This is a genomic window from Gimesia benthica (genome assembly GCF_009720525.1).
In the GTDB taxonomy this organism is placed as follows: Bacteria; Planctomycetota; Planctomycetia; order Planctomycetales; family Planctomycetaceae; genus Gimesia; species Gimesia benthica.
Genome location: NZ_CP043930.1, coordinates 380,136 through 395,944 on the forward strand (window position 1 = coordinate 380,136; position 15,809 = coordinate 395,944).

At 55.5% G+C, this 15,809-nt stretch carries 10 protein-coding genes and 1 pseudogene; 6 read left to right on the forward strand and 5 right to left on the reverse strand.

What is annotated here, in order from left to right:
• Nucleotides 1-43 precede the first annotated feature (43 nt).
• From F1728_RS01660 to F1728_RS01670, 3 genes and pseudogenes are all read left to right on the forward strand, one after another.
• Entirely contained in the window at nucleotides 44-493 is a 450-nt protein-coding gene (locus F1728_RS01660; protein WP_155362629.1) for a GNAT family N-acetyltransferase, read from the forward strand.
• Between the two features lie 65 nt (nucleotides 494-558).
• A pseudogene (rimK, locus tag F1728_RS01665) lies at nucleotides 559-1,961 on the forward strand (30S ribosomal protein S6--L-glutamate ligase).
• Nucleotides 1,962-2,051: 90 nt separating this feature from the next.
• Nucleotides 2,052-2,858, forward strand: a complete 807-nt coding sequence (locus F1728_RS01670; protein ID WP_155362630.1) for a hypothetical protein — start codon at nucleotides 2,052-2,054, stop codon at nucleotides 2,856-2,858.
• Between the two features lie 32 nt (nucleotides 2,859-2,890).
• Here F1728_RS01670 and F1728_RS31445 read toward each other — a convergent pair whose 3' ends face one another.
• From F1728_RS31445 to F1728_RS01685, 4 genes are all read right to left on the reverse strand, one after another.
• Complete coding sequence (locus F1728_RS31445) at nucleotides 2,891-3,634, reverse strand: outer membrane protein assembly factor BamB family protein (protein ID WP_390644281.1); 744 nt, start codon at nucleotides 3,632-3,634, stop codon at nucleotides 2,891-2,893.
• On the reverse strand, nucleotides 3,532-4,236 hold the full coding sequence (locus F1728_RS31450) for an outer membrane protein assembly factor BamB family protein (RefSeq protein ID WP_228030459.1): 705 nt from the start codon (nucleotides 4,234-4,236) through the stop codon (nucleotides 3,532-3,534). The genes F1728_RS31445 and F1728_RS31450 overlap by 103 nt, the downstream gene beginning before the upstream one ends.
• Before the next feature lie 110 nt (nucleotides 4,237-4,346).
• Nucleotides 4,347-5,096, reverse strand: coding sequence for a 3-keto-disaccharide hydrolase (locus F1728_RS01680; protein ID WP_228030460.1), 750 nt, complete (start codon nucleotides 5,094-5,096; stop codon nucleotides 4,347-4,349).
• Nucleotides 5,097-5,246: 150 nt separating this feature from the next.
• The gene (locus tag F1728_RS01685) at nucleotides 5,247-6,659 is read right to left on the reverse strand and encodes a sigma-54 interaction domain-containing protein (RefSeq protein WP_155362631.1); all 1,413 of its coding nucleotides are present in this window, start codon (nucleotides 6,657-6,659) and stop codon (nucleotides 5,247-5,249) included.
• Between the two features lie 541 nt (nucleotides 6,660-7,200).
• Here F1728_RS01685 and F1728_RS01690 point away from each other — a divergent pair.
• The 3 genes from F1728_RS01690 to treZ are packed head-to-tail and all read left to right on the forward strand — an operon-like array spanning nucleotide 7,201 to nucleotide 14,030.
• Complete coding sequence (locus tag F1728_RS01690) at nucleotides 7,201-9,429, forward strand: HAD-IIB family hydrolase (RefSeq protein ID WP_155362632.1); 2,229 nt, start codon at nucleotides 7,201-7,203, stop codon at nucleotides 9,427-9,429.
• Nucleotides 9,426-11,393 carry an alpha-amylase family glycosyl hydrolase gene (locus tag F1728_RS01695; RefSeq protein ID WP_155362633.1) on the forward strand — a complete coding sequence of 656 codons (1,968 nt, stop codon included), beginning with the start codon at nucleotides 9,426-9,428 and terminating at the stop codon, nucleotides 11,391-11,393. Before F1728_RS01690 ends, F1728_RS01695 begins: the two co-directional genes overlap by 4 nt.
• A 15-nt stretch (nucleotides 11,394-11,408) precedes the next feature.
• On the forward strand, nucleotides 11,409-14,030 hold the full coding sequence (gene treZ, locus F1728_RS01700; RefSeq protein WP_155362634.1) for a malto-oligosyltrehalose trehalohydrolase: 2,622 nt from the start codon (nucleotides 11,409-11,411) through the stop codon (nucleotides 14,028-14,030).
• Here the strand turns inward: treZ and F1728_RS01705 are convergent.
• Nucleotides 14,027-15,481, reverse strand: a complete 1,455-nt coding sequence (locus tag F1728_RS01705; protein ID WP_228030461.1) for an MFS transporter — start codon at nucleotides 15,479-15,481, stop codon at nucleotides 14,027-14,029. The genes treZ and F1728_RS01705 overlap by 4 nt on opposite strands.
• Nucleotides 15,482-15,809 lie beyond the last annotated feature (328 nt).

Consider the following 15,809-nt stretch of genomic DNA (forward strand, 5'->3'; position numbering starts at 1 on the left):
TAGTGACTCCCACCCTATCGCGTTCAACCTTGTGGCCTGCATTATGAATTCGATCACCGTCAGACAAGCCGTTCTCACAGATCTGGATGATCTGCTACCGCTGTTTGACAGCTACCGCCAGTTCTACCGGCAACAAAGTAATCCACAGGCGGCACGCGACTTTCTTTCAGCCCGCTTTAACCATGGCGAATCGGTCCTGTTCATCGCGTATCAGGGAGACAAGCCCGTCGGTTTTACCCAGTTGTACCCCGGCTTTTCCTCGATCTCGCTGGCGCGGACGTTCATCTTAAATGATCTGTTTGTCGCCCCGGAAGGTCGAAGGCAGGGGGTGGGAACAGAATTGCTCTCCGCTGCCATTGCGTATGCCCGGGAGCTCCAGGCGGTCCGGCTGACCCTGTCCACAGAAATGACGAACGAAACCGCACAGGCCCTGTATCAGACCGCCGGCTGGAAGCGGGACGAACAGTATTTCGTCTACCACTATTCCCTCTGACTCCTGCTCGAATTTTTAAACCATCCCTGCCTGGCAGGTTCGAAATAGAAACGACACTCCCCATCATGAAAGATGAGAAAAACAAACAGGTTATCGGCTGTGAAGAATGGTGCGCTTTCCCCGACCTGGGGATCCCCTCCATCAAAGCCCGTGTGGACTCCGGAGCCAAAACATCTTCCATCCACGCCTTCAACGTTCAGAAGTTCCGCCGCCAGGGGGAAACCTGGGTCAGTTTTGAAGTCCATCCCCTTCAGAATAACCGTCGCACCGTGGTCCGCTGCGAACGTCCCATCGTCGACAAGCGCGTGGTGAAAAGTTCCAGTGGGATTTCGGAAACCCGCTACGTCATTCTGGCGACACTCAAGATGGGCGATCAGGCCTGGGAAATTGAACTCACGCTCGCCAATCGCGATTCCATGGGTTATCGCATGCTGTTGGGACGCGAAGCGATGAGCGGGCGGATGCTGGTTGATCCCGCCCTCAGCTTCTGTCAGGGGCAGGTAACCAGCGACACGTTGAATAAACATTATGGCAAGCGGGAACAGACCCGTAGCGGACTCAAAATCGCGGTGCTCGCCAGTAACCAGGAACTCTACAGCAACCAGCGGATTCTCGAAGCGGGAGAAGAGCGGGGGCATGAGATGGAGTTTCTGGATATCAAACAGTGCTACATGAAACTCGACGCGGTCGAACCTGAGGCTCACTACCGGGGTGGCACCATTCTCGATGACCTGGATGCCGTCATTACCCGCATCCGTCCCAGCATCACCTATTACGGTTGTGCACTGGCCCGCCAGTTCGAAAGCATGAACGTTCTGACTGTGAATACGTCTGTCGCCATCACCCAGTCCCGCGACAAGCTGTATTCACTGCAGTTGATGCTCAAGAGCGGCATCAACATCCCCACGACCGGCTTTGCTAATTCTCCCATCGATACCAACGACCTGATTGAAATGGTGGGAGGTGCTCCATTAATCGTTAAGTTGCTGGAAGGCTCGCAGGGACGCGGCGTCGTGCTCGCAGAAACCCGTAAAGCTGCTGAAAGTGTGATCAATGCATTCAAAGCGCTGCGTGCCAACCTGCTCGTGCAGGAGTTTATCAAAGAAGCTGAAGGGAAGGACCTCCGCTGTTTCGTCATCGATGGCAAGGTCGTCGCGTCCATTCAGCGGGAAGCAGCTCCGGGAGAATTCCGGGCGAACATCCACCAGGGGGGACTGCGTCCATCATTAAGATCACACCGACCGAACGTAAGCTGGCGGTGAAAGCTTCGAAAGCGCTTGGCCTGATGATTGCCGGCGTCGATATTATTCGCTCCAAACATGGTCCACTGCTGCTCGAAGTTAATTCTTCACCTGGACTCGAAGGTATTGAAGCAGCCACCGGTAAAGACATCGCCGGCATGATGATCTCAGCCATTGAGAAGAAGCTTAACTGGAAACGCGAATTGAGTGGGAAACGACATAAATAGCAGAATTATTCTAGTGTTACAGAGATCCGCGGTTAGAATGCATCCATCGGTTTAGTATCACTGAATTTAGATTCTTTCCGAGGGCCTGTAATGAATTCCTTTTTATCCAGGGGGAGCATCGTCTCCGCCTGCTGCCTTTACGCTCTGTTTGTCTGCCAGTCACTCACGATCGCATCTCAAGATCCCAAAAATCCGGGACATGAGCAGATCGGTACTGTGATGGGGCGGGCCGTGTATCGAGACCAACTCCGCACCGGGAAGAATGTAACACAACGCGAAGAACTCTTTCGGCTGTTCGCGCAGCCTGTCAAAGAACAATACATCAGCGACCGACGGAAGTCGCTTGTTCCCACCGAACAGGAAATCACGTACGCGGCAGCATTCTTCTGTCGCGACCAGCAGATCCGCCGGCTGGATGACAAAGAGAAGAACATGATCCGTCAGCAACTACTGACGATTGAAAAGCAGCTCAGAACCGAACAGCTTGTATCATCTGAGAAACGGACACTGCAGGAACAGCAGACCGAACTGCAGGCCTGCCTCGACATGCCCTGTCGTACCTTTGCCCGTTTCATGCTCGACCGCTGGAAATTCCAGCGACATCTCTATCTGACCTACGGCAAAGGAAGAATTCTCTGGCAACAGGCAGGCATCGAAGCATTCGACGGCATGTACCGCTGGCTGCAGGATCGCGAAAAGCAGGGGGAATTCAGCATTGATGATCCCCGGCTTCACACCGAGTTTTACGCTTACTGGACCACGCAGAAGCACGGTGCATTCCTCACCCGCGATCAGAAACGCATCCGCGAATTTCTCAGTCCCGACTGGGCACATCAGCTCCCACGGGCTGAACAGCATTTCAAAAAACTGCCGGAAACGAAACCGAATCAGAAATAATTCGGTCCGAATCAGTTTCGTGAGACCAAGAGTTACCTGGCCTGGTCGGTTTCGGTAGCTTTGGATTCAGACATCTTAGCCAGACAGACCAGTTGCTCCTGTCGTTTGCCTCCCTGTTCTTTACCGATCCGCAGGAACAGTTCGCCATCCGCCACCGCGGGACTCGCGTAGCAGTCATCACCAATCTTGTTGAAGCCGACTTCTTCGTATCCGTCAGGAGTCGCTTTGAAGATAAACGTCTCCCCCGACAGATTCGAGACATAGATCAACCCATTGCACAAAATCGGTGACGCACTGAAGGACCCCCGCAGTCGGTTCCGCCACATGACTTCTCCCGATCCGGCCGACCAGCAGTAGGCAATCCCGTCATCGGTCACGCCGTACACGTATTTGCCGTCCGCCAGCAGGGAAGGTTCATAGACTTTGGTCTTATCCGTCCAGAGCAGTTTCCCCTCCGCCGAGAGCCCCACCGTTTCCCGCTTGGGATAACCGCCGCTGGCAAAGATTTTGTCGTCGGCAGTCACAATTGTCCCGCAGGTTGCTTCTGCCAGACAAGGAGTGCTCCAGTTTTCCTTACCCGTAGCCGGGTCGTAGCTGGCGACACTGTCACAGCCACTGATCAGCAGTTGATCCCGACCTCCCACATGCGCTACGATCGGGCTGGAATAGGTACTCACCGCGGGTCGCGCGACCCGCCAGGCGATCTTGCCCGTCTGTCTATCCAGGGCAGCAATGTATCCGCCCCCCGGTTGTCGGCGGCAATGATTACAAATGATTTGTAGAGCAGGGGAGATGGCGCATATCCAAACTTGGAATTAAAGGCCCCCAGTTCCTGCTGCCAGAGTTGCTTCCCCTCTAGATGCAGTGCGGTCGCGATGACTTTTCCTGAATTCAGAAAGGCAGCAAAGATCCGCTCGCCGTCGCAGAGCAGACTTCCGTTCGCATTGGTTCCTTTTTTATGCAGTTCCCCGTCAGAGGGGAAGCCCCCTTGATGCACGACGGTTTCCCAGAGCACGGTACCATCCTTGCGGTTATAGGCGATCACCATCTGCTCCTGATCCGCATCATCGGCGGTGGCCAGCATCACCTGGTCGCCAACCACGATGGGAGAGCTGTGTCCGCGCCCGGGAATATCAGTACGCCAGACTACATTCTTGGACGCGTTCCACTGGACGGGCAGGTCCTGGTCCGGGGCGTGTCCATTCCGTTCCGGTCCGCGCCAGCCTGGCCAGACATCCGACAGATCGGGAACGTCAGAGTCAGTCAGGGAGACGCCGCTGGACTGGACAGAGATTTCTTCAACGGGAGTCGTTTTGGTGCAGCCGACCAGCAGCCATAAAAGCCATAAAATCAGGCCGGTCACAAATAAGCGGTGCATGCAGGAAACCATTCCTTAACTCCTCCCTGAATTTTATATCGAAAACAGCACCCGGATCTCAGCTGTCCCGCACCAGGGGACAGCTGATTCCGAATTCTGTTTTGTACGGTTTACAGCTTTTTCAGAAAGACATTTCTGAAACGGATTTCACCGCCATGAGTCTGAAGCTGAATCGGCCCCGTCTCATAGATCGGTTGGTCCTTCTCATAATAATTATCCATCTTTTTGTTGTCTACAACGAGTTTGTCATTGAAGTAGACCGTAACCTTATCCCCCTTCATGATGATCCGGAAGTGATTCCACTCACCAAAGGGTTTATCGGCGTGTACCAGCGGATACTTGCCTTCCCCTTTGTTATTGAACAGACCACCGGAACCCAGGTTCGCCTTCCGATCCCATTTACCACCTTCTTTGGTCGTATCCCAGATCTGCACCTGTGGCACACCACGTAAGTAGATACCGCTGTCTGCTTTCGCGACGGTCTTGTAATCGAGCAGCAGTTCGAAGTCACCAAAGTCTTCAGCTGTCGTCAGATAGACGCCATGACCGTCATTCACCAGTTCCCCATCTTCCACGGACCAGTGTTCCAGTACGTCTTCCCAGTTCTTTTTGAGCAGTTCTTCCCGCTCTTTTTCCGACATCTTCTTCACGGCCATCGGGCTTTTTCCTTTGACGGTGTGATAATTCATGCCGATCCAGCCGGACAGATCTTTACCGTTAAACAGGGCGATAAAGCCTTCTGGAGGCTGATTCATTTTCTTGTCGGACTTCTTTTCGCCTGCATTCACGGCAGCAGTTCCCATGACAGCCAGAACCAGCAGGGAAAACAGACCACTTTTGCAGAGTGACTTTAAATTCATCGATCATTCCTTCTTGATATAATGACGCTGACAACCAGGCTGGAATTGACTCTCAGCCGATTCAATAACCTTGTTTAGTAATTACTCTAATCAGAGGGGGAAGGAAATACAATCTGCGTGTTGCCCGGTCAGCTTAAAATTCCCGAACTGTCAGTCTTTGAAATCCTGCTTCTCGATTCCATACTGTTTCATCTTCCGTAAGAGGGTCCGCCTGCTGATCCCAGCAGCGTCTGCGGTTTCTGCCACCCGACCGGAATTCTGTTTGAGCTTTGCCCGGAGATACTCGCGTTCCAGCTGCTCAATCACGGGCTCCAGATTCTCCTGCAGCGTCCGCGACGCATCAATGCTCTTCCGCCAGACCGCCTGCTGCTTATGTTCCAGCGTCTGCCCGGTCTCTGCCAGATTGGTACTTCGCAGCCTGGCAAAATCCCGTGCCGTCAGAGCCGAAGGAAACCGGGCCAGCACCAGCCGCTCACTGAAATTTTCCAGCTGTCGCACATTACCCGGCCATTCGTAGTCGAGCAGGGCATCCAGAAAGCTGTCCGTGAAGACCGGCGGTTCCAACCCGTAATGCCGCGCCAGACGTTTCGTAAAATGGCCAAACAGTAGAAAGATATCTTCCGGACGCTGACGCAGCGGCGGCACATTCACGCGGATCACATCGAGTCGGTAAAAGAGATCCTCGCGAAATCGTCCCTCGCGAACTGCCAGATCCAGCAGCACATTCGTCGCCGCCACGATCCGAACATCGATCTCAACTTCAGACTGACTGCCCACGGGCCGAATCCGTTTTTCCTGCAGCATCCGCAGCAGGCACAGCTGCGCTTCCGGGGGCATATCGCCAATTTCATCCAGAAACAGTGTCCCGCCGTTCGCATGCATCACCAGACCTTTCTTGGCCCGTTCCGCACCGGTGAAGGCTCCTTTCTCATGACCGAACAGTTCGGAGTTGATCAGTTCTGCAGGGATACTAGCACAATTCGCAGCGACGAATCGCCCCGATCTTCCCGAGCGACGATGTACGGCCCGCGCCAGCAGTTCCTTACCGGTCCCTGTTTCTCCCACGATCAATACGGTCGCATCCGTCGGTGCCACGCGCGTGCAGAGTTCGAACAGATCCCACATCGCCAGGCTGCGACTGAGCATCGATTCAAAACGCGCCCCTTTCTTCCGCTGAGGACTCAGATCGTGCATGCGGGGCAGGAACTGCTGATTCTCGAGCGTCTCTTTGACCAACTGCTGCAGTTGCTCCGCGGACTGAGACAGACAGACATCCCTCACGCCTGACTGAAACAGAATCCGCACCTGTTCATTCTCGATTCCCGGTGCCCAGATCAGAATGTCCGTCAGTGGCCATTGATTGCGTAAGACGCTGATGACACCCAACACTTCTTCCAGGTTCTCTGCAGTCGCCGTCATTACAAACAGCCGGGGCGAACGAGGGAATTCCGTCGAGAGAATCTGCTCGGCAGAGGAGACCACCAGCAGATCGCAGCCTTCAGACTCCAGGGCTGTCCTGGCCTGACGTTTCGATAACGTACAGACAAGCAAAGGTTTTTCCATGAGACACCTCCCGGCCGCTATTTGAGGTGAATTCAGCGAGCACGAGGCTGAATTGACTGAGAAACCGACGGTCGATTTCTCACTCTCAAATGCGACACGCGTTTCCCATTATATCATCACGCACACATATGAGACAACCGTGTCACTTATATTGAGCCAGATATGTCTCATCACTGCCGGATCTCTACACCCCGGTTCGGCATGCCCTTTGCATAGTTAAGTTCCACTACATTGGACTCAGGATGACCATTCAGGAGAAAGCAATAAACAAACCCGTTTTGATTGTACTCGCCCCAGCAGGAGATAGCCCCGGGTGGTTGGCTGGCGACCAATGTGATCGCTCAGCGACCAGATCTGCTCGATTGATATCTCCACTGAACAGAGCCCATTTTGACATACTGCAAAATCGACGAACGACTCTTTCGCCGCGCTCCCGCCGACACGTTTTCACGCGAACCTCTTACCATCACTCCCGTTATTCAGGATTGCGACATCGCAGCGGGCCCCTAACTCAGGAACAGAATTTAACAGGATGAACTCAATGAGCCATAACGTATTAAATGAACCCTTTTCAGACGCAGTTGTTGATCCCCGTGGGGCAGGCATTGCCTCTGCGAGACGCGGTGATCTGAAAATCACGCTCATCAGTCTGCACGGTTTGATTCGGGCACACGATCCCGAACTGGGCCGCGATGCGGATACCGGCGGCCAGGTCAAATACGTGCTGGAACTGGCCAAAGAACTCGCCGCTCACTCGCGCGTTAAAGAAGTCGAGGTACTCACCCGTCAGATCATCGACCCCAAAGTCGATGACGCTTACGCTCAGGTTGAAGAGCCAATTTCGGAAAACGCAAAGATCGTCCGCATCCCGTTCGGCCCCAAGCGTTACCTGCGTAAAGAATCGCTCTGGCCGTACCTGGAGCTGTTTATCGACCAGACGCTGCAGCACTTCCGTCGCACAGGTCTGCCTGACATCATTCACGGCCATTACGCGGACGCCGGCGTCGCGGGAGCCCAGTTGGCCCGACTGCTCCACATTCCTTACGTCTTTACCGGACACTCACTGGGACGGGTCAAACGCCAGCGACTCTCACTGGGGAAAACCGATCCTGAGTCGATGGATAAACTGGAAAACCGCTACAAGTTCACCGCACGCATCGAAGCGGAAGAACTCGCATTGGAAACCGCTTCCATGGTAGTTACCAGCACGAACCAGGAAGTCCAGCAGCAATATGAACTCTACGACCACTATGAACCCGCCCGGATGGAAGTTATCCCTCCCGGCGTGGATCTATCGTCATTTTCTCCTGCGAAACCAGACTGGAAAACACCTGCGTTCGCCGAAGAACTGAAACCCTTCCTGCGCGAACCGGACAAGCCAATGATCCTTACCGTGGCGCGACCGGATGAACGCAAAAACCTGGAAATGCTGGTCAAAGTCTATGGTGAAAGCGAGCAGCTGCAGGAGAAAGCCAACCTCGTCATGGTCATGGGAACCCGCGATGACCTTCGCGATCTGCCCAAATCGCAGCGGACCATCATCAACCGTGTACTCTACCTGGTTGACCGCTATAACCTGTATGGGAAGGTCGCGTACCCCAAAACCCATACACCGAGTGATGTCCCCGAGCTCTACCGACTCGCTACGTCTTTGAAGGGAGTCTTCATCAATCCCGCCCTGACAGAGCCTTTCGGACTGACACTGCTCGAAGCCGGTGCCACAGGGCTCCCCGTCGTCGCCACCAACGATGGCGGACCGCGGGACATTATCGCCAACTGTCAGAACGGTCTGCTCGTCGATCCTCTCGATAAAGAAGCCATCGAACACGCTCTGCTCCGTGTCCTCACCGAGCCGGAGCAGTGGTCCGACTGGTCCACCAACGGAATCGCAGGCACCCGTGAACATTACTCCTGGAATAACCACGCGCAGCGTTACCTGAGGGACCTGCAGGATATCCTGGAGCACTCTCCCGCACCCGTGCTGGCCGACAAATCGACCTCGCGTCGACTTCCCGAATTTGACCGGTTGATTATCACCGATCTGGACAATACACTGACGGGAGATGACGAGGCATTGCAGGAGTTCATCGAACTCATTCGTGAGAATGATCATATTGGTTTTGGAATTGCGACGGGCCGACGTCTGGACAGTGCCATGGAACTTATCCAGGAGTTGGGGCTCCCTCAGCCGGACCTGATCGATACCGACGCGGGAACACAGTTACACTACGGCGAGAACCTCACTCCCGACCTCAGCTGGCGCAAATCAATTGATTATGCCTGGCAACCCGAGAAAATTCGCGAAGTGCTGGATTCACTCCCCGGATTTTTCCCGCAAATCGAAGAACATCAGTCAGAATTCAAAATCAGTTATGAAATCGATACCAGTCTCAGCCCCAGCCTCTCGGAAATCAAAAAAATTCTCCGGGAAGCAGGATTACGTGCTAAGGTTGTGATGTCGCTCGGCATGTACCTGGATGTCATCCCCGTGCGGGGGGGCAGCGACCTGTCAATGAGGCACGTGCTCTGGAAATGGGGCTTTGCTCCCGAACACGTTCTTGTCTCTGGCGATTCCGGTAACGACGCGGGAATGCTGCTGGGACGCACCCTGGGAGTCGTCGTCGGCAACCACAGCGAAGAGCTGGAACGTCTGCGTAATCGACCCCGCGTCTACTTCGCGCAGGCAACCCACGCTGCAGGCATCCTCGAAGGAATCAAGTACTACAACTTCTTAGATAAGATTACCATTCCCAACGATCGGATCGAATGAGCAAGACACAGGATGAGATTGACTTCAAGGCAGATCTGACCCTGCAACGTTTGCAGCCCCGGTTAGCTCAGGTCTGGCAGGAGAGTCAGATCAGTGATGCCAGGCAGCATGAATTCGAACTGCGACTCGACGAGCACTGGCGCCCGTTGTTCCGTCTGCTGTTCGAACTCTATCACAGCCGTTACGACTTCTTCTTCCACATCGAACACGTGCTGCTCACCGCAGCCCGGGCGTGGGCGGAACGGAGAGAAGAACTCTGCGAACTGGACCGGCATCGGATCAACGAACCCAACTGGTTCCAGTCCGAACGCATAAACGGCGGGGCACTCTACGTCGATCTGTTCGGGGAGAACCTCAGCAAACTTCGCGAGCATGTGGGCTACTTTAAAGATCTCGGTCTGACTTATCTGCACCTGATGCCTTTATTCGCAGTCCGCCCCGGCAATAACGACGGCGGTTACGCGATCAGTACGTATCGCTCTGTCGATCCCCGTCTCGGGACGATTGAGGATCTGCGCCTGTTCGCCGCTGACCTGCGGAAAGCGGGCATCTCGCTTGTCCTCGATTTCGTTTTCAACCACACCGCGGACGACCACGAATGGGCGCGCCTCGCGCAAGCCGGGAACCGTGAGTTTCAGGAGTATTACTACATCTTCCCGGATCGCACCGAACCGGAGAAATACGAACGGACCCTCCGCGAAATCTTTCCCACCGTGCGTCGCGGGAACTTCACCTGGCACGACGGAATGCAGCAGTGGGTCTGGACTACGTTTAACAGCTTCCAGTGGGATCTGAACTACACCAACCCCGCGGTCTTCCGCGCCATGCTCGAAGAGATGTTCTTCATCGCCAACACGGGTATCGACATCCTCCGCCTGGACGCGGTCGCTTTCATCTGGAAACAGATGGGAACCAGCTGTGAGAATCTCCCCCAGGCACACACGCTGATCCAGGCCTTCAACCGCCTGGCCCGCATCGCCACCCCCGGTCTGCTGTTCAAGTCCGAAGCCATCGTACATCCCGACGATGTCGTCAAGTACATCAGCGAGCACGAATGCCAGATCTCTTACAACCCCACACTGATGGCGCTCCTCTGGGAATCGCTGGCCACCCGCAAAGTCAATCTCCTGGTACAGACCCTCAGCCACCGATATCGGCTGCCCCGCAACACTGCCTGGGTCAACTACCTCCGCTGCCACGACGACATCGGCTGGACCTTCGACGACGCCGACGCCCAGGCCATCGGCATCAACGCCTACGATCATCGTAAATTCCTCAACGACTTCTACACCGGTCAGTTCCCGGGCTCCTTCGCGCGCGGCGTTCCCTTTCAGGAAAACTTCGAGACCGGCGACATGCGCATCTCGGGAACCATGGCGTCGCTCGCCGGACTCGAGCAGGCCATCGAGGAAGACGACGAGGAGAAGAAGGAACTCGCCCTGCGACGTATGCTGCTCCTGCACGGGGTCTCACTGAGTATCGGGGGCATTCCGCTACTGTACCTCGGCGAAGAGTGGGGCATGCTCAACGATTACGATTTCGTAAAAGACCCCGCCAAAGCCGGCGACTCCCGCTGGATACATCGTCCCAAAATGCAGTGGGAGTTTCTTGAAGAACTCGACGACCACCGCAACGCGGGCAACGGTTCTATCCGCACCCACATTTACTGCACGACCCAGAAGCTGATCGCTCTCCGCAAATCGCTGCCGGCTCTCGCGGGTCAGGAGATGGATCTCATCGCGCTTGCCAACGAACACGTTCTGGGCTACATCCGCATCAATGAAGGCAACCGCCTGATCGTGCTCGCCAACTTCTCCGAGGAACCTCAGCAAATCGACGGGAATAAGATCCGCACCGCTGGCCTCGGACGATTCTTCCAGAATATGATCGACGACAAAACCTACGCGACCTCAGAGAACATCGTGCTCGCCCCTTACCAGATTCTCTGGCTCAATCGCGTCTAACCGACGGAGCGTCCCATGTCTCGCGCAGACAATCCGCTGACAGATCCCTCAGCCCAGATCCTGGCCACCGATCTGGATGGCACCTTTATCCCCCTGAATCAGGATCCCCAAAACCAGTCTGATCTGAAGACTCTTACCACAGAGTTCCAGAGCCGTAATGTTTCCGTCGTCTTTGTCACGGGCCGTCACTTCGCTTCCGTCTCCCAGGCGATTGAAGAGTTCCAACTGCCCGTCCCACAGTGGATCATCTGCGACGTCGGCACTTCCATCTTAAAACGCCAGACTTCAGGCGAATTTGAACTGGTCTCCGCCTATCAGGATTACCAGGATCAAATCATCGCCTCGATGCCCATCGAGAAGCTCCGCGAACTCCTGCAGCCGATTTCCGGTCTGCGTTTACAGGAACAGGAAAAGCAGGGGAGATTCAAACTCAGTTACTACACCGACGCGTCACTGCTGGAGCAGGAAGTCGACCGCATCCAGCAGATCCTCGACAAGACCGACGCTCCATACTCGATCATTCACAGCGTCGATCCCTTTAACGGGGATGGCCTGATCGACCTGCTCCCCGCTACCGTCTCCAAGGCCCTGGCCCTTGAGTGGTGGCACAAGGAGAATCAGCTCGATCCCACCAGCACCGTCTTTTCTGGAGACTCCGGAAACGACCTGGCCGCACTGACTGCAGGCTACCGCACGATTCTGGTCGGAAACGCCGACCGCAGCCTTGCCCAGCGGGTCTATAACCTGCACCGACAATCCGGTTGGGATGACCGCCTCTATCTCGCTTCAGCCACCGCCACTTCCGCAGTGCTGGAAGGCTGTCGCTGGTTTGGACTCGCGGCCCCCGAACCAACGGAAATCACGCGTCCCGGCGCCACCCCTGTGACCTCCCGGGATACCCACTTCCGCGTCTGGGCGCCTCATTGTAAGCAGGTGCATGTCGAGATCAATACCGATAGCGGAAACAGCAGCCACGAACTGGTGCGCGATCATCAGGGATATCATTCCGGCACCATCCCCCAGGCCTCCGCGAATGCCTGCTATCAGTACCGCCTTGATGGGGAAACTACGCGCCCCGATCCCGCCTCGCGATACCAGCCGCAGGGAGTCCACAGTGTCTCTCAGATCATCGCCCCCCGCGACTTCCCCTGGGCCGATGAGAGCTGGCAGGGAATTGAAAAACAAAACCTCGTGATCTACGAACTGCACGTCGGCACCTTCACCCAGGCAGGCACGTTTCGCGCGGCCATCGAACGCCTGCCGGAATTAATCGAGCTCGGCATCACCGCAGTCGAGATCATGCCGGTCGCCCAGTCACCCGGTCGCTGGAACTGGGGCTACGACGGGGTTGACCTCTTCGCCGTCCGCAACACTTATGGCACGCCTGACGACTTCCGCGCCTTCGTTGACGAATGCCACCGCTCAGGCCTCGCCGTTATTCTGGACGTGGTCTACAACCATCTGGGACCGGAGGGGAACTACCTTTCCGAATTCGGCCCCTATTTTTCCGACAAACATCACACCCCCTGGGGAGACGCCTTCAACTACGATGGCCCGGAATCAGAACACGTCCGGCAGTTCATCGTCGATAACGCTGTTTACTGGCTTGAAGAGTTTCACCTCGATGGACTCCGCCTCGACGCCGTGCACTGTATGTACGATGACAGTCGCCCCGACATCCTGGACGACATCCGCCGGGGCGTCTCGCGACACGCGGAGTCCGTACGCTGGCCCATTCACCTCTTCGCTGAGACCAATGCCTACAACCACGAACTTTTGACTCCTGGTCAGGACCGCGTCCCTTACGACGGCATCTGGTGCGACTGCCTGATGTACTCAATTTATTCCCACGTCCTGCCGGACCTCTCTCTGACGCACCGTCAGTACCACGGAACCGCGGACCTTGTGGAGTCGCTGGCACACGGATACGTCTTTGCCGGCAAAGACTCACAACGCGTCACCGACAGGGAACGGGCCAGCCGGCATTTCGAATCGCTGGTCATCGCGTTGCAAACCCATGACAGCGTCGGCAATCATCCGCACGGCAAACGGATTCACCATCTGACGTCCAAACCATTCCAGAAAGCGGCCGCCGGTCTGGTCCTCCTGTATCCCGGGATCCCGCTGATCTTCATGGGAGAAGAATTCGCGACTTCCGCTCCGTTTCCTTTCTTCGTCGACTTTGAAGATCGACATCTCCGCGACGCCGTCGACGTCGGTCGTCGAGGCGATTATCCACCTCATGTCTGGCAGGATGCGTTGCTCCCCTCGCAGGCCGAGGCGTTTTTCAAAGCCAAATGGAACGAAGCCTCACACCGCGATCCGGACATGTTCCACTGGTATCAAAGCCTGCTCAACCTCCGCAAACAGGGGATCGACGCAGGTTGGCTGACCGCTGACCACCTGCAGACCAGCGTTGACCGGGAGCACAATATATTCACGCTCCAATACCTGCAGCCGGAGCAGGGGGGCACGATCACCGTCCACTCCCGTCTCACCCCAGTCGCAGATACGGACGCTGAGCCCGTTCGCATCCCCCTTACAGGTTCGCTCGAGCTCTCCTCGGTATCAGAGCCCCTGATCCAGGACAACGAAATCCAGCTCGCCACCGATCATCTGGTGATCCTGCGGAGTTAAACCGGTTCCACCGGGCCACTACCCGCGTTCTGGGTCTGCTTCGCTTTCTCCAGACGGCTCTGTTTCCGTCTTTCTTTAGGCGACATCTCCCTTAATTCGTCCGTACGGAAGGAACGGTACAGACCAACGGGAAAACGCATCATCCGGAATGGCGTGACGCCTACCAGCTTCATAATTACCTGCGCCGTCCAGTGCGAATCCGGTTCGCGAACCGAGCGTGCGTAGAAGGCTGCGACCAGTCGCATCAACAGGCTGATGAAGAAAATCAGATGAAAATTGTTGAACTCTTTCCCCAGAATCGTCACGCTCCAGCCTGAGGACATCACCAGAAACGCCCCCGCCAGAATCGAAGTGATGCCGCCCACCAGTCCCGCCAGGGCGGTTCCCGCAGCGATATACATCGTCCGGTTTTCGGAAGGGGAATTCTTGAGCATGAAGCCGTTATTGGCGATCGCAATCCCCGCATTCAGCAGTGAATCGATAATAAACACCGGCACCATAATCCAGAACGCCAGCGTTGGATCTTTAGGAAGAAACAGCAGGCCGATCATGTTGGTCGATTTGAACGCCGTGCACAGAATCAGCACCGGCCGGTTGCCGTAATGGTCGGCCATCGAACCCAGTCGCTTGGAAAAGACTGCGCCACCGAGCCAGGCACACGTCCAGAGCAGCAGCAACCGGAACACGTCCATGCCCGTGTATTCCAGCAGGTAATAGCTGATGAAGGGAGCGCCCAGCATCGCGGCAAAATGCCAGAAACAGGTGAACGAAATATAAGATCGGAAATTCGGATCCAGAAAAGGCGTCATCAGCACCTTTTTCAGCTTCGGTTCTTTGACCTTCGCCACAGGCGGCTCTTCGATCTTTGTGTAGAACAGAATATCGAACACGCCAAAAATCGATCCGACGCCAACCAGCCAGGCAAACCCGTACTTAATATCCAGACCACTTTCCGCCAGGAAAATCGCACCGCCCAGCAGTGAAATCGCTCCGGTCCAGTACATCCAGACCTGGCGATAGCCCCAATAATGATTGAGCCCCTTGTGCGGCAGATAGTCTCCCAGCCACGACAACCAGAGCGGGGTTGTAAAGTGAATCAGCGCGTGGTTGACCGCAGTCAACACGATCAGCCACCAGAGCCAGGCCGTATCAGACAGGGAAGGCAGCAGCCAGGGAACCAAAGCCACAGGCACCAGAATCAATCGCTGCAAAATCGAAATCGGAAACCAGAGCCAGCGGCGGTACTCCAGGTGGTTGGCGACAATCGCTGCCAGGAACTGGAAAAACAGCATCATGGTTGGCAGGGCACCTAGAATCCCGATGTGTAACCCGGTCGCTCCCAGCGAGCGTGCGAACTCAATCGTCGCAGGTGACATCGTAAACTGGGTGTAAATCATCGCCATACAACCGGCGGCGATCAGCGCCCGCTGTGCTGTTTTTAGAGACCACACGGTACATCTATCCTTGAAAAAAATTCGCGTCGAGACGCACTCCCACCGGGAGACGCCTGCCTGTTGAGCTCACAACGGAATCCTGCATCAGGGTTTCCTTTACACGGACAAACCGGTCGTAAAGGAGAGTTTGGAATGCAGGGAAGACCCCCAGGGTGAGAAAATCGCTTGTGTCTGAGTGGCGTTGTCGATCCACAGGCAGGCAGCGGATCATAGCACTCCCGCGAATTCTTTGCGACCGAGATTTTTTCCGATTTCACAGTTATTTTCAAATCCTTAATCCAGGCCTGATTAGTACGAAGCCAGGCATCTGCCTCACCCCATAACA

What these genes read in the sequence shown, in the direction of transcription:
- F1728_RS01660 (WP_155362629.1), top strand. Translation starts at nt 44, where the DNA reads ATGAATTCGATCACCGTCAGACAAGCCGTTCTCACAGATCTGGATGAT.
- F1728_RS01670 (WP_155362630.1), top strand. Translation starts at nt 2,052, where the DNA reads ATGAATTCCTTTTTATCCAGGGGGAGCATCGTCTCCGCCTGCTGCCTT.
- F1728_RS31450 (WP_228030459.1), bottom strand. Translation starts at nt 4,236, where the DNA reads ATGCACCGCTTATTTGTGACCGGCCTGATTTTATGGCTTTTATGGCTG.
- F1728_RS01680 (WP_228030460.1), bottom strand. Translation starts at nt 5,096, where the DNA reads ATGAATTTAAAGTCACTCTGCAAAAGTGGTCTGTTTTCCCTGCTGGTT.
- F1728_RS01685 (WP_155362631.1), bottom strand. Translation starts at nt 6,659, where the DNA reads ATGGAAAAACCTTTGCTTGTCTGTACGTTATCGAAACGTCAGGCCAGG.
- F1728_RS01690 (WP_155362632.1), top strand. Translation starts at nt 7,201, where the DNA reads ATGAGCCATAACGTATTAAATGAACCCTTTTCAGACGCAGTTGTTGAT.
- F1728_RS01695 (WP_155362633.1), top strand. Translation starts at nt 9,426, where the DNA reads ATGAGCAAGACACAGGATGAGATTGACTTCAAGGCAGATCTGACCCTG.
- treZ (WP_155362634.1), top strand. Translation starts at nt 11,409, where the DNA reads ATGTCTCGCGCAGACAATCCGCTGACAGATCCCTCAGCCCAGATCCTG.